This is a genomic window from Euzebyales bacterium (assembly GCA_035461305.1).
Taxonomy (GTDB): domain Bacteria; phylum Actinomycetota; class Nitriliruptoria; order Euzebyales; family JAHELV01; genus JAHELV01.
In genome coordinates this window covers 12706-35292 of the sequence record DATHVN010000008.1, presented here as the reverse complement: position 1 = coordinate 35292, position 22587 = coordinate 12706, and the positions used below count along the sequence as shown (strand labels likewise).

At 71.8% G+C, this 22587-nt stretch carries 22 protein-coding genes; 10 read left to right on the top strand and 12 right to left on the bottom strand.

Annotation, left to right across the window (positions count from 1 at the left end; all coding sequences use genetic code 11):
• Positions 1–16: 16 nt before the first annotated feature.
• From sigJ to VK923_00760, 3 genes are read right to left on the bottom strand one after another with little or no spacing between them, the layout of a single operon-like run.
• Entirely contained in the window at positions 17–892 is an 876-nt protein-coding gene (gene sigJ / locus VK923_00770) for an RNA polymerase sigma factor SigJ (GenBank protein HSJ43200.1), read from the bottom strand.
• Positions 882–1331 carry a hypothetical protein gene (locus tag VK923_00765; protein HSJ43199.1) on the bottom strand — a complete coding sequence of 150 codons (450 nt, stop codon included), beginning with the start codon at positions 1329–1331 and terminating at the stop codon, positions 882–884. The genes sigJ and VK923_00765 overlap by 11 nt, the downstream gene beginning before the upstream one ends.
• Positions 1324–2241, bottom strand: a complete 918-nt coding sequence (locus tag VK923_00760; protein HSJ43198.1) for an NAD(P)-dependent oxidoreductase — start codon at positions 2239–2241, stop codon at positions 1324–1326. The genes VK923_00765 and VK923_00760 overlap by 8 nt, the downstream gene beginning before the upstream one ends.
• A gap of 190 nt (positions 2242–2431) precedes the next feature.
• Here VK923_00760 and VK923_00755 point away from each other — a divergent pair, with 190 nt between their 5' ends.
• The 4 genes from VK923_00755 to VK923_00740 all read left to right on the top strand — a co-directional run bounded on the left by VK923_00755 (position 2432) and on the right by VK923_00740 (position 5795).
• On the top strand, positions 2432–3529 hold the full coding sequence (locus tag VK923_00755) for a sulfite oxidase (GenBank protein HSJ43197.1): 1098 nt from the start codon (positions 2432–2434) through the stop codon (positions 3527–3529).
• A 75-nt stretch (positions 3530–3604) separates the two neighbouring features.
• The gene (locus VK923_00750; protein ID HSJ43196.1) at positions 3605–4969 is read left to right on the top strand and encodes an NAD(P)/FAD-dependent oxidoreductase; all 1365 of its coding nucleotides are present in this window, start codon (positions 3605–3607) and stop codon (positions 4967–4969) included.
• Between the two features lie 187 nt (positions 4970–5156).
• Positions 5157–5324 carry a hypothetical protein gene (locus VK923_00745; GenBank protein ID HSJ43195.1) on the top strand — a complete coding sequence of 56 codons (168 nt, stop codon included), beginning with the start codon at positions 5157–5159 and terminating at the stop codon, positions 5322–5324.
• A gap of 48 nt (positions 5325–5372) precedes the next feature.
• Positions 5373–5795: a pyridoxamine 5'-phosphate oxidase family protein gene (locus VK923_00740; protein HSJ43194.1), complete on the top strand. Its 423-nt coding sequence runs from the start codon at positions 5373–5375 to the stop codon at positions 5793–5795.
• Between the two features lie 8 nt (positions 5796–5803).
• Here VK923_00740 and VK923_00735 read toward each other — a convergent pair whose 3' ends face one another.
• Both VK923_00735 and VK923_00730 read right to left on the bottom strand, forming a co-directional pair.
• Positions 5804–6178 carry a DoxX family protein gene (locus VK923_00735; GenBank protein ID HSJ43193.1) on the bottom strand — a complete coding sequence of 125 codons (375 nt, stop codon included), beginning with the start codon at positions 6176–6178 and terminating at the stop codon, positions 5804–5806.
• Between the two features lie 1653 nt (positions 6179–7831).
• Positions 7832–7996, bottom strand: coding sequence for a hypothetical protein (locus VK923_00730; GenBank protein HSJ43192.1), 165 nt, complete (start codon positions 7994–7996; stop codon positions 7832–7834).
• Between the two features lie 85 nt (positions 7997–8081).
• Between VK923_00730 and VK923_00725 the strand changes: the two genes are divergently transcribed.
• Genes VK923_00725 through VK923_00710 form a run of 4 tightly spaced genes read left to right on the top strand, consistent with a single transcriptional unit; the run spans position 8082 to position 10586 of the window.
• The gene (locus VK923_00725; GenBank protein ID HSJ43191.1) at positions 8082–8333 is read left to right on the top strand and encodes a hypothetical protein; all 252 of its coding nucleotides are present in this window, start codon (positions 8082–8084) and stop codon (positions 8331–8333) included.
• A gap of 30 nt (positions 8334–8363) precedes the next feature.
• Positions 8364–8738: a hypothetical protein gene (locus VK923_00720; protein ID HSJ43190.1), complete on the top strand. Its 375-nt coding sequence runs from the start codon at positions 8364–8366 to the stop codon at positions 8736–8738.
• Positions 8704–9600, top strand: a complete 897-nt coding sequence (locus VK923_00715) for a hydroxymethylglutaryl-CoA lyase (protein ID HSJ43189.1) — start codon at positions 8704–8706, stop codon at positions 9598–9600. Before VK923_00720 ends, VK923_00715 begins: the two co-directional genes overlap by 35 nt.
• Complete coding sequence (locus VK923_00710) at positions 9597–10586, top strand: amidohydrolase family protein (GenBank protein ID HSJ43188.1); 990 nt, start codon at positions 9597–9599, stop codon at positions 10584–10586. The genes VK923_00715 and VK923_00710 overlap by 4 nt, the downstream gene beginning before the upstream one ends.
• On the opposite strand, the gene VK923_00705 is transcribed toward VK923_00710, so the two are convergent.
• The 4 genes from VK923_00705 to VK923_00690 form a co-directional block, all read right to left on the bottom strand.
• Positions 10556–10858: a hypothetical protein gene (locus tag VK923_00705; GenBank protein HSJ43187.1), complete on the bottom strand. Its 303-nt coding sequence runs from the start codon at positions 10856–10858 to the stop codon at positions 10556–10558. The two genes, VK923_00710 and VK923_00705, sit on opposite strands and share 31 nt — an antisense overlap.
• Before the next feature lie 163 nt (positions 10859–11021).
• Positions 11022–11600: a DUF4349 domain-containing protein gene (locus tag VK923_00700; protein ID HSJ43186.1), complete on the bottom strand. Its 579-nt coding sequence runs from the start codon at positions 11598–11600 to the stop codon at positions 11022–11024.
• Positions 11546–11980 carry a hypothetical protein gene (locus VK923_00695; GenBank protein ID HSJ43185.1) on the bottom strand — a complete coding sequence of 145 codons (435 nt, stop codon included), beginning with the start codon at positions 11978–11980 and terminating at the stop codon, positions 11546–11548. Before VK923_00695 ends, VK923_00700 begins: the two co-directional genes overlap by 55 nt.
• Before the next feature lie 148 nt (positions 11981–12128).
• A complete protein-coding gene (locus VK923_00690) occupies positions 12129–13064 on the bottom strand; it encodes an NAD-dependent epimerase/dehydratase family protein (protein HSJ43184.1) in 936 nt (311 codons plus the stop codon).
• 818 nt (positions 13065–13882) lie between these two features.
• On the opposite strand from VK923_00690, the gene VK923_00685 reads away from it, so the two are divergent.
• Together VK923_00685 and VK923_00680 are read left to right on the top strand one after the other, a co-directional pair.
• Positions 13883–14452 carry a YceI family protein gene (locus VK923_00685; protein HSJ43183.1) on the top strand — a complete coding sequence of 190 codons (570 nt, stop codon included), beginning with the start codon at positions 13883–13885 and terminating at the stop codon, positions 14450–14452.
• Positions 14453–14533: 81 nt separating this feature from the next.
• Positions 14534–16321, top strand: a complete 1788-nt coding sequence (locus VK923_00680; protein HSJ43182.1) for a serine/threonine-protein kinase — start codon at positions 14534–14536, stop codon at positions 16319–16321.
• A 39-nt stretch (positions 16322–16360) separates the two neighbouring features.
• On the opposite strand, the gene VK923_00675 is transcribed toward VK923_00680, so the two are convergent.
• The 3 genes from VK923_00675 to VK923_00665 all read right to left on the bottom strand — a co-directional run bounded on the left by VK923_00675 (position 16361) and on the right by VK923_00665 (position 22236).
• Positions 16361–17902, bottom strand: coding sequence for a citrate synthase (locus VK923_00675; GenBank protein HSJ43181.1), 1542 nt, complete (start codon positions 17900–17902; stop codon positions 16361–16363).
• 128 nt (positions 17903–18030) lie between these two features.
• Positions 18031–19383 carry an NADH-ubiquinone oxidoreductase-F iron-sulfur binding region domain-containing protein gene (locus tag VK923_00670; GenBank protein ID HSJ43180.1) on the bottom strand — a complete coding sequence of 451 codons (1353 nt, stop codon included), beginning with the start codon at positions 19381–19383 and terminating at the stop codon, positions 18031–18033.
• Positions 19384–19395: 12 nt separating this feature from the next.
• Entirely contained in the window at positions 19396–22236 is a 2841-nt protein-coding gene (locus tag VK923_00665; GenBank protein HSJ43179.1) for an aconitate hydratase, read from the bottom strand.
• Between the last annotated feature and the right edge of the window lie 351 nt (positions 22237–22587).

The following is a 22587-nucleotide window of genomic DNA, read 5'->3' as shown; positions in this document are numbered from 1 at the left end:
GGCGCGGAGCCATCGGTCAGTTCGGTTCGGAGGGCTCCAGGCCGGCCAGCTTGGCCGGGTTGCGAAGCACGTCGATGCGGACGACGCGGTGCCCGATTGCGTGGAGGACCCACGCGCTGTCGATCGTGCCGTCCGGGCGGTGGACGGTGAAGCCCGGCTCGCCGTTGAGCTCGCGCGCGCCGAGCGTCCAGTCGGGTGGCTTGAGGCGCGCCAGCGAGATGATGACCTGGGCGACCCGGTCCGCGCCGTGCTGGGGGTGACGCGCGGCGGCCACGATTCCGCCACCGTCGGCGACGAACACCACGTCGGGCGCGAGGACGTCCATCAACGCGTCGAGGTCGGCGCCGTCGACGGCCTCGACGAACGCCTCCGTGACCGCCTCCCTGCGCGCCGCGTCGCGCTCGTACCGTGGACGCTCCGCGGCCAGGTGGCCTCTGGCGCGCGCGGCGACCTGACGCACGGCCGCAGGGGTTCGCTCCAGCATCGCCGCGACCTCGTCGTGGGCGTAGCCGAACACGTCGTGGAGCAGGAACGCCGCGCGCTCCAATGGGGACAGGCGCTCCAGCACGACCAGGAACGCCAGGCTGAGGCTGTCGGCGAGCGCGGCGTCGTCGGCGGGATCGAGCGTGTCGGTCGCGATCGGCTCCGGCAGCCACGGCCCGACGTAGGTCTCCCGCCGGTGCTGGGCCGACTTCAGTCGATCGAGGCAGATGCGTGCCAGCACCGTCGTCAGCCAGCCCGCCGGGTTGTCGACCTCGGCCCAATCGGCCTGGGACCACCGGAGGAAGGTCTCCTGCACCGCGTCCTCGGCCTCGCCGGCCTCGCCCAGCATCCGGTAGGCGATGCCGAACAGACGAGGCCGTTCGCTCGCGATGAGCGCCTCAGCGTCCACCGGCCTGTACCTCCGGGGTCCGCGGCCCGGCTGACGCCGGATCGCCGCGTGGTGTGGGCGAGATCGCCAACCAGCATGGCACGAGCACCACCAGGCCGAGTGTGATCACGTTCGCGGCGGCGTCGCCGGCGCCATACAGCTCGAGATGCTGGGCGTGGTACACGAGGTGGGGGACGGCGTAGACGAGCGCGGCCACCGCGACCATGCGCGTCACGTGCGGCTCCAGGCGGGTCGCGGCGACAGCGAGCAGGAACGCCAACGCGAGGTTGAGACCGCCCACGTCGCGTACGAGGTGCTCGTTGTAGGGGCCGTCGGCCGCGACCCAGGCACCGCCCGCCGGGAACGACGTGTAGAACGACGCCGGTGCGAACTGCGCCCACACACCGACCGTGACCATCGCCGCGGCAAGCAGCCACAGCGCCGTGCGGCGACTAGACACCGGCCGTCACCGCACCCAGGCGCGCGAGCACCTCGTCCCAGCCCTCGCGCAGTGACGCGTACGCCGGACGCCACCCTGTCGCGTCGCGCAGCCGCCGGTTCGACACCCGCAACGACCGGGTCAGCAGCCGCAGGGGGCCGACCGCGAGCCACGAGGGTGGGCGGCGAAGGCGTCGACCGACCAGCTCGCCCAGGACGCTGGCATGCTCGTCGTTGGTCAGGGGGTGGTCGTCGACCACGTTGTACACGCCGCCGGGAGCGTCCAGCGCGACCACGACGGCGGTAGCCGCGTCGTCGACGTGCACCCACGGCCGGTACGCGTCTCCACGCCCCGGAAGCGCGAGCCAGCCCCCGCGTGCCCCGGAGGCGATCTGGCGCGTCTGCTCTGAATCAGCGCTGTAGAACAGCCCGAACCGCAACGCGATCCCGGTCCCGCCGTCGGCGCCGAACCGTCGCGCCTCGGCCTCCGCCGAGAGGACCGCCCTGGCGAAGGGCGCTGGCGCCAGCGCCGTGTCCTCGTCGATCCAGGCCGAGCCGCGGTCGGGGTAGACGAACCCCAACGCCTCCTGCACGTAGCGCCGCGCGCCCGTGGCGAGGGCGGCGTCGACCAGATTGCGCGACGCGTCGGTGCGCAGGCGATCGGTCATCTCCCACGCCGACCGTCGGAGCATCCGGCCCATCGGGGGGATCGCAGTGGCCAGGTTGACGACGGCATCGCTGCCGCGGACGGCGGTCGCGACTGCGGCCGCGTCGAACAGGTCGACCGCGATCGGCGATGCACCCTGCGTCCGCAGTTGCTCTGCCTTGGCCGGATTCCGGGCGACTGCGTCGACGTCGTGGCCTGCGGCGATCAGCCCGGGGACCACCCGGCGGCCGAGCACGCCCGTCGCTCCGGCGACGAAGATCCTCATCGGACACCTCCTGTGTTCGTCCTCGCCCCACCTGACGACCGACACCGACGAGGTGTGACATCGCCGGTGGTGGACCTGGCGCTCTCGTGCCAGGCTCGCCCTTGCGCGCTCGGCATCGTGCGACGATGGGCGCCGCGCGACGCAGGCGACCGCTCCCGGCACCCCGGGGACGGACGACGAAGGGAACGACATGACGACCGCGCCGACGGGCACCGCGGCCACCGAGGAGATCACACGTGAGGAGCTGCAGCTCGCCGCGCGCAACCACGGCATGCCGCTCGAGGCGATGCGCTACGACGTGACACCGGTCGGTCTGCACTACCTGCTGGTGCACTACGACATCCCGGTGGTCGACGAGGCGGCGTTCCGCCTGGAGATTGACGGCGCCGTCGACACGCCACTGTCGCTCTCGCTTGACGACCTGCGTGCTCGCGAGACGGTCACGCGCCCCGTGACGATGGAGTGCGCGGGCAACGGTCGGGCGCGGCTGTCGCCCCGCGCGCTGAGCCAGCCGTGGCTGCTGGAGGCGGTCGGCACCGGCGAGTGGACGGGCACGCCGCTGTGGCCGCTGCTCGAGGACGCCGGACTGTCGCCCGACGCCGTCGATATCGTCTTCACTGGGCTCGACCGGGGGGTCGAGGGTGGCGTCGAGCAGGCATACCAGCGCAGCCTCACCCCACAGCAGGTGCGCGACGAGGGCCCGCTGCTCGTCCACGGCCTCAATGGCAGACCGCTGCCACCACAGCACGGCTTCCCGCTGCGCCTCTTGGTCCCCGGCTGGTATGGAATGACCAGCGTCAAGTGGCTGGCCCGGATCACGGCGTCGACCGAGCCATTCACCGGCTACCAGCAGGCGACGGCCTACCGGTTCAGGGCGGAGTCCGACGATGCGGGCGAGCCGGTGACCCGCATGGCCGTGCGCTCGCTCATCGTGCCCCCGGGCATCCCCGACTTCTTCACGCGTGCCCGCTACCTGCCGCCCGGCGACGTGACGCTGACCGGCCGCGCGTGGTCCGGCGCGGGGATGATCGACCGGGTCGAGGTGAGCACCGACGACGGCGCGACCTGGACCGAGGCCGAGCTCGACGCGGCCGTCGCCGACCACGCCTGGCAGGGCTGGCGCTTCCGGTGGACGGCGGACGAGGGCGACCACGTCCTGGTGTGCCGGGCCACGGACAGCGCGGGCGACACCCAGCCCGACGAGCATCGCTGGAACCTCGGTGGCTATGCCGTCAACACCGTCCACCGCGTCCCCGTGACGGTCACCACGCACCCACCGGGCACCTGACCTCCAACCTCGGCGGGATGTCCGCCGGCGCCGATGGGTACGCCGAGGTTCACGCAGACGACAGGAGGTCCAGGCGTGGCGCACCACGACGTGATCGTGCTGGGCGGAGGCTCGGCGGGAGAGAACGTCGCACGCGCGCTGGCTGGGGCCGGACGTGACGTCGCGGTCGTCGAGCGCGACCTGGTCGGCGGCGAGTGCCCGTTCACGGCGTGCATGCCCAGCAAGGCGATGCTGCGCTCCGGCGAGGTCCGCACGCTGCTGCGCCGCGTCATCGAGCTCGGCGCGACGATGGACCCGGTCACGCCGAGGCAGCCCGACAAGGGCTTCGCGAGCGCGGCGCGGCGCCGTGACGACCTCGTCGACCACCGGGACGATGCGCGGCACGCCGACGGCCTGCGCCAGGCCGGGGCGACCCTGCTGCGGGGCGACGGCCGTGTCACCGGGCCGGGCCGGCTGACCGTCGACGGGCAGGAGCACACGTGGCACGATCTCGTCATCACGACCGGCGCAGCTGACTCCCGCCCGCCGATCGACGGGCTCGACGACGTCGCTGTGTGGACGAGCGACGACGCATGGGCCGCACAGGAGCGGCCAGCGTCCCTCATGGTCATCGGCGGCGGCCCCGTCGGGTGCGAGATCGCGCAGCTGTACGCGCGGTTCGACGTCCCGGTGACCGTGGTCGAGATGGCCGGGACGCTCGCGAACACCGAGCCGCCCGAGATCGGCCGCCTCGTCGCCGACCGGCTCGCCGAGGACGGCGTGATGGTCCGCACCAACGTCGACGTCGAACGGGTCGAGCCGCGCAACGGCGGCGTGCGGGCCCACCTCGGCGATGGATCGTCCGTCGACGCCGCGGTCCTGCTGGCGGCCACCGGCGTCACGCCGCGCCTGGCGGGCCTCGGGCTCGAGACCCTCGGCCTCGACGTGTCCGGCGGCATCGAGATCGACGAGCGGTGCCGCGTCGTCGGTGCCGAGCACCTGTGGGCTGCGGGCGATGCCACGATGGTCGCGCCGTTCACGCACATGGCCAACTACCAGGCCCGCGTCGTCGCCGACAACCTGGCCGGCGGTCACGCGCGGACCGACCACCGCGCCATCCCGCGGACCATGTACACCGATCCGCCGGTCGCCGGTGTCGGCCTGACACCCGCGCAGGCCCGCGAACAGTGCGGCACCGTCGCTGTCGGCTGGGCTGACCTGTCCGACCTGCCCCGGACCAGCGTCGCCGGCGCGCCTGGCGGACGCCTGGTGCTGGTCGCGGACGCCGACGCACAGGTGCTGGTCGGGGCGAGCGCGATCGGGGACATGGCGGACGCATGGATCCACGAGGCTGTGCTGGCGATCCGCGCCGGCGTGCCGCTCGCCGTGCTCCGTGACACCATCCACGCGTTCCCGACCTACGCCGAAGCCTACGACATCGCGCTCGGCGACCTCGCCTGACGGGAGGCCGAGGTCCGTGCGCCTGGTCGGTGGACGCGGTGGATCCGCGTCACCGGACGGCTAGATTTGTGCACCCCTGGCGTCGAGCGCCCCGTGGACCACGATCGGGAGGCGGGCAGAGATGTGGAGGTGCGCCCGCTGCGGCGCGCGCAACAGCCGGCAGGCCGCGCACTGCGGTCGGTGTGGGATGCCCAGCCCGTTCGAGGACGGGGAGCAGACCAAGACGATCGACATCCCCGAGATCCAGCCCGAGCCGCCGCGTGAGCAGTCGTCGGTGCCATGGATGATCGTCGGCGTCGTGAGCCTGATCCTGCTCGCGCTTCTGGTCCTGTCCGTGGTCGCCCTGTCCGGCTGAGTCCACTGGCGTCTTGTCTGCGACCCGCGTCGCATGCACGATGCGGCCATGGAGTGGGACGAGGTCGTCGACGCGGCGACGGCGTGCGGCTGGACGACCTACATTGGCACAGCCGACGCTGCCGGGCGTCCGCACGTCGCCGTTGTCGCGCCCGGCTTCACCGACGGGACCGTGTGGTTCGTCACGCGCGTGTCATCGAAGAAGCTGCGCAACCTCAAGGAGAACCGTGAGGTTGCGTTCCACTGGCCGATCGGCAACGCCGAGGCGCCGGGGGAGCTCGCCGCGTGGGGCACGGCGACGCTCCACGACGACGCGGACGTCCGTCGCCGGCTGTGGGACGCCGGCATCATGCCCTACCACCTGGCCGCGTTCTTCGGCGACCCCGGCGACACCGACGCGGTGTTCGTCGAGGTGGCGCTGCGGCGTGCCCGCCTCCAGACGCAGCACGCCGCGCGCGTGTGGACCCCCTGAGGCTGAGGCTACGCGTCGTCGGACGACCTCGGGGAGGCGAGGACGCCGAGCAGCCCGCCCAGGAGGCTGACGTTCTTGAAGAAGTGCACCATCTGGTTGATCTTCTCGCCCTCGTCGTCGGCCTCCCAGAACTGGTGGCCACCCGCCGTGGTCGGGATCAGGTTGGCGACCATGGCCAGCGCAGCCAGCTTCGGCTTGACGTTGAGCGCCAGCATGATCCCACCGACAAGGTTCACCCACCCGTGGACCTTGACCATCCTCTCGGGCTCGGGCAGGCCCAGGGCGTCGGCGGGTCCGGTCATGTGTTCGGCGTTCTGGATGGCGTTGATCGCGCTCCACACGAAGACGGCCGCCAGCAGCGCCCGGCGGATGAGTCCAAACATCGTCGATGCCTTTCGCGTGACGGGATGTTCGGGATCATGTCCAGCCACGCACGGATACACGCGCCCCACCGTCCACTGGTGCGTCGTCCGGGTCGGCGTCAGTCGTGCGCGCCGACGGCAGTGAGGTAGGAGCCACGTCGGACTCAGGTGACGACGTCGGCGGACGTGGCGTCGAGGTCGAACAGGTTCGCCTCGTGCAGGCGCTCATCACGGTCACCGACGCCCGGGGGGGTCCAACGGCAGCCAAGGGACATGGTCGATAGCTGAGGGACACCCTCGAATGTGTCCGTCGACGACCGACGGTGTCTCTCGCGGTGGCGATCGAGCCTCTCGGGACGCCGCGATGTATCAGCGACGGTGGTTACTGGCTCTTGACATCGACGCAGCCCCGCGCGAGGGTTGCGGACCTGCCCCCCAGACGGGCAGCCGACAAGCGCGACGCACATCGGGAGGAGGAACGCCATGACAGCAGCCATCACGCAGCAGTTCGCCGTGTCGGGGGCTGGAACATGCCCGCGTTCCGCCCCGCCACCGTCGCCTCGTCCCGACTGATCACAGATCGGTCGACGTGCTGAGAGGCGGTGGCTGCGGCCGCCGCCTTCGTCGTCTCCACCGACGTCCTGTCGGATCGTGAGTGCTCGTCGCGCGCCGGTCGCCACCGACGCCCACGATCCAGCGGGCACCGACAACGATCCGCCGCAACGGTGCGGCGGAAGGAGACGCACGATGCACCCCGAGACCCACCTCCAGCTGTATCGCATGGAGCACGCCGCGCGTGCCCGTGCGCTGCGGCGACGCGGTCCCCTCCCGGACGAGCCACGCGATCCGCGCGTCCGCGTCCGCTCGCCTCGGCGGCTCTGGCCGCCGAAGCGCAGGCTCGCCCATCGGTAGCGGCTGTGGACCGACCCCGACGCCGGTCACCTGGACACCAGCCACGTGGCCGGCGTCGTGCTGTGTGGCGGGCGGCTGTGCCTGGCCCGATGACGGCTCTGGACTCCGCGCGGGCCGCGCCCCCGGTGGCGTCGGTCCACGCTGCCGGCGAGACCGGCGTGACCACACTGGTCGGTGAGGTGCGCAGTGCGACAGATCGACCGGACCCGTCTTCGCGGGCTGATGGAGCGGGAGCGCCGCCGCTTCCTCGAGCGGCATCCGCGGTCCGGCGAGCTGGCGCGACGCCCGCCGCTCACTGCTGTTCGGCGTGCCCATGAACTGGATGACCGGCTGACCCGGCGCGCATCCGGTCCACGTCGCCGGGGCCACCGGTGCATGTCTGTGACGTCGACGGCAACGAGTTCATCGACTTCTGGCCTCGGCGAACCGGGAACATGGCGGGACATGCCTCGCCCGACGCCGTCGCCGCCATCGCCCGCCGGGCCGCGAAGGGAATGACGTTGATGCTGCCGACCGCCGACGCCATCTGGGTCGGCGACGAGCTGGCACGGCGGTTCGGCCTGCCCCGCTGGCGTTCAGCCTTACCGCGACCGATGCGAACCGCTTCGTGATCCGCTGGGCCCGGCAGATCATGGGGCGGTCGAAGATCGTTGTCCACAACTGGTGCTACCACGGCACCGTCGACGAGACGTTCGCGACGCTCGGGCCCGACGGCGGAACCATCAAGCGTGAGGGCAGCATCGGATCGCCGGTCCCGCTCGATCAGACCCCCGCGTGGTCGAGATCAACGACCTCGTCGCCCTCGAGGCGACCCTGGCGCCCGGACACGTCGCGGCGTGCCTGTTCGAGCCCGCCCTGACAAGCATCGGCATCGTGTTGCCCGAGCCCGGTTACCACAACGCGGTCCGCGACCTGTGTACGCGCCACGACGTGCTGCTGATCATTGACGAGACCACACCATCAGTGCCGGGCGGGCGGCTGCACCCGCGCGTGGGGCCTGAAGCCCGACATCGTGACCATCGGCAAGACGCTGGGCGCGGGCATCCCGTGCGCCGCCCACGGGATGAGCGCCGACGTGGCGCAGCGGGTGCACGACCGGATCGACTGGCACAACGCCGACGTCGGCGGCGTGGGCGGCACGCTCACGGGCAACACGCTGTTCGCTGGCGGCGATGCGCGTGACGCTCGACCGGATCCTGACCGACGACCGTTCGCGCGGATGGTCGACCTCGGGGCGCGCTTCGAGCAGGGGTGCGCGACGTGATCGAGGCGCGCGGCCTGACCCTGGCACGTCGTGCGCCTCGGGTGCAGGATCGAGTACCTGTTCCGTGCGGACGCGGCGCGCACCGGCGCGGAGGCCGCCGCGGGCCAGGACGAGCAGGTGGACGCCTTCATCCACCTGTACCTGCTCAACCGCGGCATCGTCATGACGCCGTTCCACAACATGGCACTCATGTCGCCGGCCCCGACCGCCGCCGACGTGGACCGCCACACGAGGTGGTCGCGGCGCTCGCCGAGGACGTGGCTGGCTGAGGCACCAGATCCGATCGTGGAGACCAGCCGTGCCGCCAGGCCGGATGGTGCCGCCGAGGGCATGCGATCATGGGTTGGTGCCGGGCCGTGGGAAGGTGACCATGCAGGTCGAGATCGTCGAGGTCGGACCCCGTGACGGGTTGCAGAACGAGGACACGCTGGTCGACACGCCGACGAAGGTCGCGTTGATCGAGCGGATGCTCGACTCCGGCGTGCGACGCATCGAGGCGACCAGTTTCGTGCACCCGAAACGGGTGCCACAGATGGCGGACGCCGAGCGGGTCATGGCTGCCGTCCCTCGGGACCGCGGCGCGTCCTACATCGGCCTCGTGCTCAACGACCGCGGGCTCGACCGCGCGCTCGACGCCCACGTCGACGAGGCGAACGTCGTGGTCGTGGTGTCGGAGACCTTCAGCCGGCGCAACCAGGGCGTGACTGTGCAGGAGATGCTCGCGGCGTGGGAGCGCATCGCCGGCCGCGCCCGGGACGCCGGTCTGCGCACCAGCGTGACGCTCTCGGCCGCGTTCGGATGCCCGTTCGAGGGAGAGGTGGACCCGGCGCGCGTGGCCGACATCGCAGTCCGGGTCGCCGACGCCGGACCCGACGAGATCGCCCTGGCCGACACGATCGGCGTGGCCGTCCCGCCGCAGGTGACCGACCTCATGGCCCGTGTCGCCGACCGCATCGGCCCGGTCCCACTGCGCTGCCACTTCCACAACACCCGCAACACCGGCTTCGCCAACGTCGTCGCCGCGCTGGACGCCGGCGTCGCCGCGCTGGACGCCAGCGTCGGGGGCATCGGCGGGTGCCCGTTCGCGCCCGACGCGACAGGCAACATCGCCACCGAGGATCTGATCTACCTGTTGGATCGCATGGGCGTCGACCACGGCGTCTCGCTGGCCGCCACCAGCCGGGTCGCCGCGTGGGTCGGCGACCAGCTCGGCATGACCGTGCCGGGCCTGCTCTCGCGCGCGGGCCCGTTCCCCGATGCCGCGTGACCGACGCCGACGCAGGCGTCGCCGGGCCAGCCGGTGACGCCGAGGTCGCCGAGTTCTGGCGGACGCTCGGGCTGCCGGGTGCGGTCGACCTGCATGTCCACTTCATGCCCGACCGGGTGCTGTGCAAGGTGTGGGCGTTCTTCGACGGTGTGCGGCTGCGCGACGGGACGCCGTGGCACGTGACCTACCGGCTCGATCAGGACGCTCGCGTCGCACGCCTGCGGGCGCTCGGCGTGACGCGCTTCGGTGCCCTTGCGTACGCGCACCGTCCGGGCATGGCCGAGTGGCTCAACATCTGGTCGGCGGACTTCGCGGCCGCGGTCCCCGACGCGGTCCACTGCGCGACGTTCCACGACGAACCAGAAGCCGACGCCTACGTCGCCGCGGCGCTCGAGGCCGGCGCGGCGCTGTTCAAGGTGCACCTGCGGGTCGGTGGCTTCGATCCGCGCGACCCCCAGCTCCGTCCCGTGTGGGCGCGCCTGGCCGCCGCCGAGGTGCCCGTCATCGTCCATGCCGGCTCGGGGCCACGACCGGGCGCCCACACCGGGCCGGACGTCTTCGGCGAGGTCCTGGCCGCCCATCCCAGGCTGACGGCCGTCATCGCGCACATGGGCATGCCCGAGTACGGGCCGTTCCTGGACCTGGCGGTGCGTTACCCCAACGTGCACCTCGACACCACGATGGTGTTCACCGACTTCGTCGAGCGCTTCGCACCGTACCCGCGCGCGCTGGTCCCGCGGCTGGCCGAGCACGCCGACCGCATCGTGCTCGGCAGTGACTTCCCGAACATCCCGTACCACTACGCCCATCAGATCGACGTGCTGGCCCGCGTCGGCCTGGGCGCCGACTGGCTGCGCCGTGTGTGCTGGCACAACCCGCAGCGGCTGCTCGCCGCCGTGCGGACCGCGGCGGATCGTGCCGTCACGCGCGGGTCGGTTCCGCCAGGCGCCGGTGGTCAGCCCGGCGGCCGGCGGCCGCGCAGGTGATGGGGACAGTGCTCGCCAGACCCGAGCACGGGCAGCATCGCCCGCCACGTGCGGATCTGCCGGTCGACCTCGTCGGCCCCCACCACAGCGTCGAACCGCGCCCGATCCAACCGCTCCAGCTGCCGTAGCTCCTCGCGCGCCGTGTCGAGGTACCACGCGTTGCGGTTGCGCAGTGCCACGTCGATGAAGCCGGCGTCCACGAGCCCCCGCCGGTAGCGCTCGGGTGACGCCATGCCGAAGCCGAGGTCCTCGGCGATCAGGTAGTCGGCCATCTCCGGGGACGGCTCGCCGTCATGCGCGATCAGCCAGTCGGAGGCGACGAACCCGCGCGGGAGTGCTCACCGTGGCCGCCTCTGCTCGGTGTCGTGCCCGGCGGCATCCGCCGACGTCGTGCCGACAGCATTGCGACCGGGGTGCGTGCCCAAACGACGAGCCTCAGGCGTCCCGCGCGACCGCACGGCGCCGCAGCACACCGTGGCGACGCGCGAGCGTCAGGATCACCGTGCCCAAGACCAGGAACGGCAGTGCGACCGTCGCGACCACCAGCGTTCCACCCAGCACCGTAACCAGCGCGGCCCGTGCCGTGGCCCAGTACTCTGCGAAGCTCGGCTCCGGTGTGCCGCCGGCCTGGAACGCGCCACCGGCCTCGAACAGCTCGACGGTCAGGCGGGAGTAGCTGGTGCGGTCGTCGAGGAACCGCAGCCGCCCTTCGATCTGCTCGATCGTCTGCTGGATGCCCTCCACCTGCTGCTGCACGGCGATCGCATCGTCGACGTCCCGGGCGCGGTCGAGCAGGGACAGGTAGAAGCGCTCCTGCGCCTGGTTGTGCCGCAGACGCGCCTCGAGGTCGACGTACTCGGCGGACACGTCCTCCGACGTGATCGAGCGCTGCTCGACCTCTCCGACCCGGCCGACCGCGACGAGCAGGTCGTCGAAGTCCGGCGCCGGCACCCGCAGGGTCACGGTGCCCGACGTCGAGCCGTTGTCAGCGGTGGACGCGTCGCTGGAGAGCACGGTGCCTCCGAGCTGGTCGGCCAGCTCGACGAGACGATCGAAGGCGCTGTCGAAGGCGTCTCCTCGACGCGGATCCGCATGGTTCCGTCCCTCACGATGCGGTCGCCGATGCCGGCGGTCAGCACAGCGGACGCTCGGTCGTCGACGCCGTCCGGCGCCGCGTCGCCGACCGCCTGCTCTTCGCCCCCGCCGCCCGTGCCGCGGTCGGCGGCCTCCTGCTCGCCCGCGCCGCCCGCGGCGGCCCGGTCGGCTGCGTCGCGGTCGGCGACCTCTGCCGCGGCCTCCTCGGCGGCACCATCGGCGCCGGTGCTCTCGTCGCTCGCCACGCAGCCGGCCAGCATCGTCATCAGGATCACGGTCATCACTGCAAAGCGCTTCATCCCACGCCTCCAGGCTCAGCGGTCCTACCGGCGTAGGACGTCCGGGGCGGCCGGAAAGTTCCGCGATCCTGCGTGGCGTCAGCGCCGGGATGTCGGTGTCAGCTGCCACGCTGGCGTTTGCGTGGCAGTCAGCGCCGGGATGTCGGTGTCAGCTGCCACACTCGCGGAACCACGCCACGGTCGCGCGCAGTTCATTGGTGAAGTTCGGGGTGTCCAGCGTCGGGAACAGCCGGTGCAGCGTCGACGTGTCGGCCTGGGAGTGGCGCACGTCCCCGGCACGGGGTGGCTGGTGGTCGCGCGTGATGCTCGTTCCGAGGATCTCCTCGAGGCGCCCCAGGATGTCGAGCAGGTTGCGCCGGCTGCCGGACGCCAGGTTGACGGCTGTCGGGTGGCTGACCCGTCGCAGGACGGCATCGGTCAACACGGCCGTGACCGCACCCACGGGGATCATGTCGCGGGTCTGCTCGCCGTCGCCGAAGATCGTGACCGGCGCCCCACGCACGGCCGCCGAGACGAACGCGGGGATGACCGCGGCGTAGGTGTGCCCGACGTCCTGCAGTGGACCGAACACGTTGAAGAAGCGCAGGACCAGCACGGGTAGGTCGAAGGCGTTGCGATATGCCAGCGCGTGCGCCTCGGCGGCCAGCTTGCTCGACGCGTAGACGCTGTGCAGATCGGGTGGCAGCGACTCGCTGACAGGCAGAGGCGGGTCCTGGCCGTACACGGCTGCCGACGAGGCGAGGATCATGTGGCTGCCGTGGCGGCGCGCCGCCTCGAGCACTCGCAGCGTGCCGGTGACGTTGACGGAGTGGTAGTCGCCCGGTCGGTCGAGCGACTCGGGCACCGACGCCAGCGCGGCGAGGTGGACGATCGCATCGCAGCCTGACCCGGCCGCACTCAGCGCGTCGGCGTCGAGCACGGACGCCTTGACGAGGTCGACGCCGCTGAGCCCGTCGAGCCGACCGGCCTCGCCGGTCGACAGGTCGTCGATGACGACGATGCCGTCGATCGCCGGCTCGGCGGTCAGGCGCCGGACGAGGTTGGCGCCGATGAACCCGGCACCGCCGGTGACCATGACCTTCATGACATGCTCCCCTGGGACGAGTCGAGCGTGTGGACGACGGACGGCCCGCGGCCGGCGTCAGTGCACGCGTGAACCTGGACCACGACCGAGTCGACGGTAGCCGGTCGGGCATGTCTGTGCGTCGAGCGAACGGCGTCTGACCCGATCGAGCACGATCTCACATCCATCCGACCTCGACCGACGGCGCAGCGCGCGCACCGAGCAGACCCGACACGTGGGCGAAGGCTGACGCCAGGACGCGGATGTCCACGCGCTGCTCGTCCCATCCCCGGGTCCTGGTCGCACCGCCATCGCGACCACGGTCGACTCCCCGGGCCGGTGCTGTTCCGGCAGGGTCGGACCGGACGAGACTCCGCCCGTTCGTGATATACAGTTCCGGACCATGGCCGCCCGCGCGGAGGCGAGCCAGGCGCTGCTGCGGACGAGGAACGAACCCACCGGCCCGCTGTTCAAGCTCGCTGGCGACCCAGGGTGACCCGCGTCGGTCGCCTGCTGCGCGCGTCCGACCCTCGACGAGCTGCCCCAGCTGTGGAGCGTCGTTCTTGGGCTCCATGAGCCTGGTGGGCCCGCGCTCGCTGCCGGTCGACGTGGCCGCGGCGGTGCGTCCGGCGCCTGCGGCGGTCGTCCCGGCGAGCCCGGCGACCTCGCGTGATCGCGGTCCGTGTCGTCCGCTGACCCGCGACCTCGCGTGATCGCGGTCCGCATCGTCCGCTGACCCGGCGACGCCGCCGGGGTTCAGCAGTTTTGGCGATTCCACGCGGCAGAGTGCGGCCTAGGCTCCTGCCGTGATGAGCCGAACGTCCGCCGAAGGAACCGCCGTGACACCCACCTCGAGCCCCCGGGCCGCCGTCGACGCCGGCATGCCACGCACCGCGGGTCGCTACGAGATCGACGCCGCGTCCACGTCCATCGAGATCAGGACGCGCTGTGCGGGCCTCCCCGTCGGCGGGACCTTCGATGGCGTCGCCGGAAGGATCGAGGTCCTCAACGACCTCACCCGCGCGACCGTCTCCGTGACGGTCGACCCGGGCAGCTTCGCTCCCACCGCCGGCCCACTCGGCGCGCTGCTGCGCCGGGGCGTCGAGGCCAACGCCGGTCCTGTGACGCACTTCGAGGCCGACCGGATGGAGCCGATCCTGGAGTCGTTCGTCACCCACGACGGCGACCGCCCGCTGTGGGCGCTCGTCGGCAACTTGACCCTGTGCGGTGTGACGCGCCCGGCGCGGATTGCGGTCGGCGTGGTGCGGCCCCTCGACGGTGGTGCCACCATCGCCTTCTCCGGCACGACGACGCTGCGCTGCGCGCAGTTCGGTGTCCGCCGGCACGGCGGGCTGCTCTCGGACACGATCCGGGTGCGCATCAGAGGCGTCGCGTCACGCGGCTGCTGATCGTTCGCGCGGCCGGCCAGGCGTTCGACGACACGTCCGGCCGGCCGTGTTCCAACGGGCCACGCTGGGCAGACATCCGACATGGCGGATGAGCCGGCTTCGGCACGCAAGGTCGCGGACAGGTACCGCCTCGATCGCCTGATCGGTCGGGGCGGGTCCGGTGCTGTCTGGCGCGGGTTCGACGAGCGCCTGCGCCGCCTCGTCGCGATCAAGGAGATCGCATTCTCCGCCGACGCCGACGAGGCGGACGTCGGCCGCAGGCGGGCACTGCGCGAAGCCCGCGCCGCCGCGCGCCTCGGCGGTGAAGGGGTCGTCGAGGTCTACGACATCGTCGAAGCCGACGGCCGTGCGTACCTGATCATGGAGCTGGTCGACGCGCCGAACCTCAACACGCTGGTGCGACGTGCCGGACCGATGACACCTCATGCCGTGGCCACGCTGGGGCTGCGGGTGCTCGACATCCTCGACACCGCCCACCGAGCGGGCATCGTGCATCGCGACGTCAAGCCCAGCAACGTGCTGATCGACGGTGACGAGCCGCGGCTGACCGACTTCGGTATCGCGCGGCTCGGCGACGACGTGACGCTGACGGGGTCCGGGGTGGTGATGGGCACGCCGGCGTACATCGCACCCGAGCACGCGCGCGGCGACGAGATCGGGCCGGCAGTCGACATCTACGGGCTCGGCGCCACGTTGTACTACGCCGTGGAGGGGGTCCCACCGTTCGGGTCCGGTGGGTCGCTCGCCACGGTGATGGCCGTCCTCCGCGATCCGCCGCGACCCCTCGAGCGGGCGGGGCCCCTGACCGACGTGCTCGAGGAGCTGCTGGTCAAGGATCCCGCTGCGCGACCTGCCGCGGACGCCCTCCGTGCGCGGCTCGAGGAGATCGCCGGGACCGGCGACGACGCGTGGGAAGCGGACGGTCGGGGCGGCACCGTGGCCGTCACCGCTGCGTTGGACGAGTGGCCCTCGACCGACGAGATCGCGTCGGCTGCTGCGCCCTCAGGCGGCGACAGGTCGTCCGACGCCACCACCCCCGACGACGACCGTCCGATGTCCGATGTGGCGGACGCGGTAGAAGGTCCTGCGGTCGCGGGACCACATGATGTCGAGGACGCTGCCGCGTCGGGCGATCCCGGACGGCGTCGGGTGGCGGTCGGTGTGGCGTTGGCGGTGCTGGTCCTCACGGCCTTCGCCCTGACGCGGGCTGACGGTCCCGGCGGAGGCGGGGCCGCCACCGCGACGGGGCGGGCCTCACCGCCCGCGGCCGCGGGGGCGCCCGCCGCGACGCCGTCCGCGGCCGTCACCGATGCGGCCGGTGCGGAGGATCCCGAGGCGGACGGGGCGTCACCGACGCCGTCCGAACCGACGGCTCCGTCGCCGTCCCCCACGCCCGCAGCCGACGGCGTCCTGCCCTCCTACGACGTCGACGCGCCCGACGAGTGGATGGTCCATGACCCCGACGACCTGCCCTATCGGGTCGCGCACCCACCCGGCTGGGAGGTCGTCCGCCAGAGCGCGACGCTGACCGATGTCAGAGACCCCCGGACGGGTATGTACCTGCGACTGGACTGGGTCGCCGACCGGCGCGACCCGGTGGCCGCGTGGGAACGTCAGGAGGAGTCGTTCGCTGCCCGGCACGCGGGCTACGAGCGGATCCAGCTGCGACCGACGACCTACCGCGGGGATCGCGCGGCGCTGTGGGAGTACCGGTACCGCGAGGGTGGTGCCACCCTGCACGCCTACAACCTCGGCGTGAACCGTGGGGACAACGGCTTCGCCCTGAACCTGCAGGCTCGCCAGTCCGAGTTCGACGCCGCGCGCGAGCTGTGGCCCTACTTCCTCGCATCGCACCGGTTCGAGCCGTGACCTGACCGCCCGGCGCTCGACCGGAACCGCCGTCAGTCGCTAGTCGATCGCCGGCACGTCCTGCGGCGGTGGGGTGCCCACATAGCGGGCCGATGGCCGGATGATGCGGTTGTCGGCCGCCTGTTCCATCACGTGTGCGCACCAGCCGACCGTGCGGCTGGCGGCGAACGTCGCCGTGAACAGGTCGGTCGGCAGACCGGCGGACTCCATGACGATGCCCGCGTAGTACTCGACGTTGGCGTACAGCTCACGACCGGGCTTCAGCTCCGCCAGCACGTCCACGACGATGTCCTCGACCGCGGTGGCCAGCTGTGCGTCGTCGCCACCGATCCGTTCGGCGACCTCGCGCAGCAGCACGGACCGTGGGTCGCGCGTCTTGTACACCCGGTGACCGAACCCCATGATGCGCTCGCCGGTCTCGATCTTGCGCCGCACGACCTCGTCGGCGCGCTCGACCGCGCCGATCTCGTCGAGCAGATCGAGCGCACGCGATGGTGCGCCCCCGTGCAACGGACCCGACAGTGCACCGATGGCTCCGGTGATCGCAGCGCCCAGATCGGCACCGGTCGACGTGATCACCCGCGCGGTGAACGTCGACGCGTTGAAGCCATGGTCTACGGTCGAGATGAGGTACTGCTCGATCGCGCGGGCGTGGTCGGGCTCGGGGACGTCGCCGTGCAGCATGTACAGGTAGTTGGCGGCGTACGGCAGGTCGGGATGCGGCGCGACCGGGTCCTGACCCTGCTGCGCCCGGTGGAGGGTGGCGATGATGGTGGGCACGACGGCGGTGATCCGCAGCGCCTGCTCGAGCAGGTCGTCGGCGGAGACGTCCATGCTCGGCTGGAAGCCCTCCTCTGCGGCGACCATCGACACGCCGGTGCGCAGGCCGTCCAGCGGCGAGCTGCCCGCCTCGGCGATCTGGTGAAGCAGCCTGGCGGTCTTGGGAGACAGCTCGCGCAACGGGCGGACGCGGTCGAGGAACGCCTCGTGCTCCTTGATGGACCCGGGTAGCTCGCCGACCAGCAGCAGGTGCCACACGTCGTCGAAGGTGCGCTGGCGCGCCAGGTCCGTCGCGGCGTACTGCCGGTAGTGGAAGAAGCCCTCCCGACCGCGGACGCCGCCGACCTCGGTCTCGGCGACGGTGACGCCGGCCAGGCCCTTGGGCGCGTCAAGCTCACCCGGGTGACGGACGGCCTCGACCTTGGCGATGGCCATCAGATCACGCATCGACACGACGCCGACCAGGCGCCCGTCCCGACCGACCACCGGCAGGTGCCGGAACTTGCCCTCGTTCATGCCCTTGAGGCCGTCGGTGGCCGGCATGTCAGGCTCCGCCGTGGTGGGGTCGGCCGTCATCCAGTCCGCGACACGTTCCTTGGAGGCATCGCTGCCGGACGCCGCGAGCCGCAGCAGGTCGCGCTCGGTGAGGATGCCTGCCACGCGGTCGTCCGCGTCGACCACGACGATCGACCCCGAGCCGTTCGCGTGCATCCGGTGGGCCGCGGTCTGCACCTGGGCCTCTGGCTCCACGGTCAGCGGCGGCTGCTTCATCAGGTCACCGACGGTTTCACGTGACGTCACGCGTGCCTCCCGTGCTTGACATCTCTAGCAACCGTACCCGTCGGTAAGGTCCGCGAACAGGCCCAACCGCCGCAATTTTGCCCGATCTTGCACTCATCGTAGGTGCATCGGACCATTCCGGTGTGCGATCAGGCCGTGTCGCTCGGTGATGGTTCGGCCGGCTCGTAGCTCCAGTCGCTGCGCTTGCGGTGGTACGTGGGATCGAACGTGACCTCCCCGGTCGCCGTGTCGATCGCGCTGATCTTCGGCACAGGAACCGCCACCGCGGGATCGGTGGCCCGTCCCACGTGTGCCTCGAACTCGTCCACGAACACGTCGAGCGTCGAGCGGACGAGCAGGGCGGCACCGACCGGCAGGTAGCAGCGGTTCAGATCGGTCACCGTGTCGGTCCGTCGCCGGATCTCGGCGATGTCGGTCGACGTGCCGTCACCTCGCACCAGCGCGTCGAGGCGTTCGGAGATCTCGGCCGTCCCCAGCTTGCAGGCCAGGCACTGTCCGCAGGACTCGATGGCGAGGAACCGAGCGAGCGCCGCGCACACCTGAACGATGTCGCGGCTGGTGTCGTAGACCGCGAAACCGGCGCTGCCCAGACCGGCGCCGGCCTCGGCGAACGAGTCGAAGTCCATCGGCAGGTCGAGCACGTCGGGTGTGACGACGGTGTTTGAGGTCCCCGCGTAGATCGCCAGGATGTCCGTGGCGCCGGCCACATCGACGATCAGCTCGCGCGCCGGCGTGCCCAGCGGCAACTCGTACACGCCCGGGCGCGCCACGTCGCCGACGATGGTGAAGACCATGGTGCCCGGCGACTCTGTGGTGCCCACCTCGCGGAACCAGTCGGCACCGTCGCGCAGGATCCTCGCCACGTGCGAGAGCGTCTCGACGTTGTTGACCGCGGTCGGGTTCGGCTCGGCCATCGTGGCGAACAGGCCCGTCTGGTACGGCGGGAGGATGCGGGGCAGCGGCAGCTTGCCCTCGATCACCTCCAGCATCGCCGACTCCTCGCCGAACAGGTACTCGTCGGGCCCCGTCACGATGCGGATCCGCTCCGCACCGGGCCATTCCGCGTCCACGGCGGCGTCGCGCGCGGATATCAGCCGCTCGACCTCGTGCGTGAAGCGCCGCTTGACGCCGACGTATGCACCACGGGCGCCGATGGCGTGCATGCCGATCGCGAGGCCCTCGATGACCGCGTACGGGTTTCGCGCCAGCAGCGCCCGGTCCTTGGCGGTCGCCGGCTCGCCCTCGGCCGCATTGCACACGATGTGGCACTCGCCTGCCTCGCTGGCGGCGTCGGCCACCGACCGCCACTTGGTGCCGGTCGGGAACCCGGCGCCGCCCCGGCCCCGCAGCCCGGAGGCCGCGACGATGTCGATCACGTCATCGGGCATGAGCTCAAGCGCGGTCGCCAGCCCGTCCCCACCCCCGTCCACGATGTAGTCGTGGAGGCTGTCGTACGGGGTGGCCGGCAGCACGCGGTGCATGTTTAGCCCTCCTCAGCGCAGGTGGCGCAGCACGTACTGCAGGATCCCCCCGTGCCTGTAGTAGTCGGCCTCCCGCGGCGTGTCGATGCGCACAGTCGCGCGGAACTCGACGTCGTCGGCGGTCACCGTGACCTCCTCGGGGATCGTGTCTCCGCCGGCCAGTCCGACGATGTCGAACGTCTCCTCGCCGGTCAGCCCGAGTTGCTCGGCCGACGAACCCTCCGGGAACTGCAGTGGCAGGATGCCCATGCCGATCAGGTTCGACCGGTGGATCCGCTCGTAGCTCGCGGCGATCACGGCGCGGACCCCGAGCAGCGACGGGCCCTTGGCCGCCCAGTCGCGCGAAGAGCCGGACCCGTACTCGCTGCCGGCCAGCACCACCAGCGGCGTGCCGTCGGCCGCGTAGCGCTGCGCCGCGTCGTGGATGTCGGTGACGTCGGGAGAACCCCGCCCGCCGGCTCGCTGGCGCTCGCCCTCGCCCTCACCCTCGCCGGTGGCCAGGTAGCGGGTGTAGCCGCCCTCGGTGCCGGGCACCAGCAGGTTGCGCAGGCGGATGTTGGCGAAGGTGCCCCGGACCATCACCTCGTGGTTGCCGCGACGGGAGCCGTACGAGTTGAAGTCGCCGCGTTCCACGCCCTGCTGGCGCAGCCACCGGCCCGCCGGGCCGTCCCACGCGATCGACCCGGCCGGCGAGATGTGGTCGGTGGTCACGCTGTCGCCCAGCAGTGCCAGCACCCGTGCACCGCGGATGTCGGTCAGCGGCGCCGGCTCGGCCGGCATGCCGTCGAAGAAGGTCGGCCGGCGCACGTAGGTCGAGGTGGCGCTCCAGTCGTATCGGTCGCCGCCCGCCGTCGGCAGGGACCGCCAGTGCTCGTCGCCCGCGAAGACGTCGGCGTAGCGCGACGTGAACATCTCGCGCTGCAGCGACGTGCGGAGCACCTCGGTCACCTCCGCGGTGCTCGGCCAGATGTCGCGCAGGTGCACCGGCTCGCCGTCGGCACCCGTGCCGAGCGGATCGGTCACCAGGTTGACGCCCAGCGTGCCGGCCAGCGCGTAGGCCACGACCAGCGGCGGCGAGGCCAGCCAGTTCAGCTTGCAGTCGGGGTTGATCCGCCCCTCGAAGTTGCGGTTGCCCGACAGCACCGAGCACACCGCCAGGTCGTGCTCGGCGATCGCAGCCGAGATCTCCGGCGCCAGCGGCCCGGAGTTGCCGATGCACGTGGTGCAGCCGAAGCCGACCAGGTTGAAGCGCAGCTTCTCCAGGTACGGCCGCAGACCCGCGCGCTCGTAGTAGTCCATGACGACCTGCGAGCCTGGTGCCAGTGACGCCTTGACCCACGGCTGGGTCTGGAGGCCGCGCTCGACCGCGTTGCGGGCCAGCAGCCCGGCGGCGAGCATCACCTCGGGGTTCGAGGTGTTGGTGCAACTGGTGATCGCGGCGATCACGACCGCGCCGTGGTCCAGCGTGAAGGCGCCGTCGGCGGTGGTCACCTCGATCGCGTCGGACGGCAGCCGGCCGGGGGACGGCTGCGGCCGGCGCAGTGGCGGCCCGGCGCGGTTGGTGTCGATCGCGAGGGGGTCGCTGGCCGGGAACGTCTCGGCCACGGCCTCGTCGGTCGAGGCCTCGGCGACGTCGGCGGGCAGCTGGTCGCCTGTCGCGACCCGCGCGTCCGGCACGAACCGCTGCAGGCTGGTGCGCAGTGCCGCGGGGACGTCGATGAGCGACACGCGGTCCTGTGGGCGGGTTGGGCCCGCCAGGCTGGGCTGCACGGTCGAGAGGTCGAGCTCGACGGTCTCGGAGTAGGTCGGCTCCGGCGCGTCGGGGTCCCAGAACAGCCCCTGTGCGCGGGCGTACGCCTCCACGAGGGCGATCTGCCCGGGGTCGCGACCGGTGAACTCCAGGTAGCGCAGCGTCTCGTCGTCGATCGGGAAGATCGCGCACGTCGAGCCGTACTCGGGCGACATGTTGCCGATCGTGGCGCGGTTGGGCAGTGGGACACGGCTGATGCCGGGCCCGTGGAACTCGACGAACTTGCCGACGACGCCGTGCGCGCGCAGCAACTCGGTGACGGTCAGCACCAGGTCGGTCGCGGTCGTGCCCTCCGGCAGCTCGCCGGTGAGCTTGAAGCCGACCACGCGGGGGACGAGCAGCGAGATCGGCTGGCCCAGCATCGCGGCCTCGGCCTCGATGCCGCCGACGCCCCACCCCAGGACTCCCAGGCCGTTGATCATCGGGGTGTGCGAGTCGGTGCCGACCAGGGTGTCGGGGTAGGCGTCCCCGTCGTCGTCGACGAAGACGACCCGCCCCAGGTACTCCAGGTTGACCTGGTGGACGATGCCGGTGTTGGGAGGGACGATGCGCAGGCGCTCGAACGCCTGCTGGCCCCAGCGCAGGAACTCGTAGCGCTCGCGGTTGCGCTGGAACTCGAGCTCGGCGTTGCGCCGGAAGGCATCGGGCACGCCGGCGACCTCGGCGATGATCGAGTGGTCGATCACGAGATCGGCCGGCAGTTGTGGGTCGATCTTCGACGGATCGCCTCCGAGCGCCTCCATGGCGTCGCGCATCGCGGCGATGTCGACCACCACCGGCACGCCGGTGAAGTCCTGCAGCAGCACGCGGGCGGGCGTGAAGAGCACTTCCCGGCTCGGCTCGGCCGCCGGGTTCCAGTCGACCAGAGCCCTCACATCGTCGTCGGTGACGTTCTCCCCGTCGACGTGACGCAGCACGTTCTCGAGCAGGATGCGCAGCACGTACGGCAGCCGGGCGATCTGGTCGGCGTCGGCGACCGCGTCGAGGCGATGGATGCGGTAGCTGTGCTCGCCGACCTGCAGCTGGTCGCTGGTCTCTGGCATGGCTGGCCTCCGGTCGTGCTCGGGGGTCCAATAGTCGCACGCGCGTCGCAGCTCCCGCATGGATGGGGTGGCCGCACCACCGCCACCATGGTCGCCGCGGCCACGGCCACGGTCACGCGGGGCTGCTGACCGCGGTCGACCGGGTGGCCGCGGCGGTGATCACGATCCTGCAGGCCGCCGATCATCATCAGGTGGTCGGTGCGCACGGGGTGACCCGCGACAACTGGCTACGGGCGGCCGGCCGCACCAGCAGCGACGCCGGGGATGCTGCTGGCGGCCGCGGACCGCCTGGGCGACATGCCGCGGTGACGCGTGGTTCCACGCCCGGGGTGGTGTCGTGGGCTGCGGTGC

Excerpts from the sequence above, each read along its gene's own strand:
- VK923_00670 (HSJ43180.1), bottom strand. The coding sequence starts at position 19,383 with ATGCACCGCGTGCTGCCGGCCACCCCGTACGACAGCCTCCACGACTAC.
- VK923_00745 (HSJ43195.1), top strand. The coding sequence starts at position 5,157 with ATGCCCAGCCCGTTCGAGGACGGGGAGCAGACCAAGACGATCGACATC.
- VK923_00665 (HSJ43179.1), bottom strand. The coding sequence starts at position 22,236 with ATGCCAGAGACCAGCGACCAGCTGCAGGTCGGCGAGCACAGCTACCGC.
- VK923_00755 (HSJ43197.1), top strand. The coding sequence starts at position 2,432 with ATGACGACCGCGCCGACGGGCACCGCGGCCACCGAGGAGATCACACGT.
- VK923_00760 (HSJ43198.1), bottom strand. The coding sequence starts at position 2,241 with ATGAGGATCTTCGTCGCCGGAGCGACGGGCGTGCTCGGCCGCCGGGTG.
- VK923_00695 (HSJ43185.1), bottom strand. The coding sequence starts at position 11,980 with ATGAAGCGCTTTGCAGTGATGACCGTGATCCTGATGACGATGCTGGCC.
- VK923_00735 (HSJ43193.1), bottom strand. The coding sequence starts at position 6,178 with ATGTTTGGACTCATCCGCCGGGCGCTGCTGGCGGCCGTCTTCGTGTGG.
- VK923_00715 (HSJ43189.1), top strand. The coding sequence starts at position 8,704 with ATGCAGGTCGAGATCGTCGAGGTCGGACCCCGTGACGGGTTGCAGAAC.
- VK923_00680 (HSJ43182.1), top strand. The coding sequence starts at position 14,534 with ATGGCGGATGAGCCGGCTTCGGCACGCAAGGTCGCGGACAGGTACCGC.
- VK923_00705 (HSJ43187.1), bottom strand. The coding sequence starts at position 10,858 with ATGGCCGACTACCTGATCGCCGAGGACCTCGGCTTCGGCATGGCGTCA.
- VK923_00690 (HSJ43184.1), bottom strand. The coding sequence starts at position 13,064 with ATGAAGGTCATGGTCACCGGCGGTGCCGGGTTCATCGGCGCCAACCTC.
- VK923_00740 (HSJ43194.1), top strand. The coding sequence starts at position 5,373 with ATGGAGTGGGACGAGGTCGTCGACGCGGCGACGGCGTGCGGCTGGACG.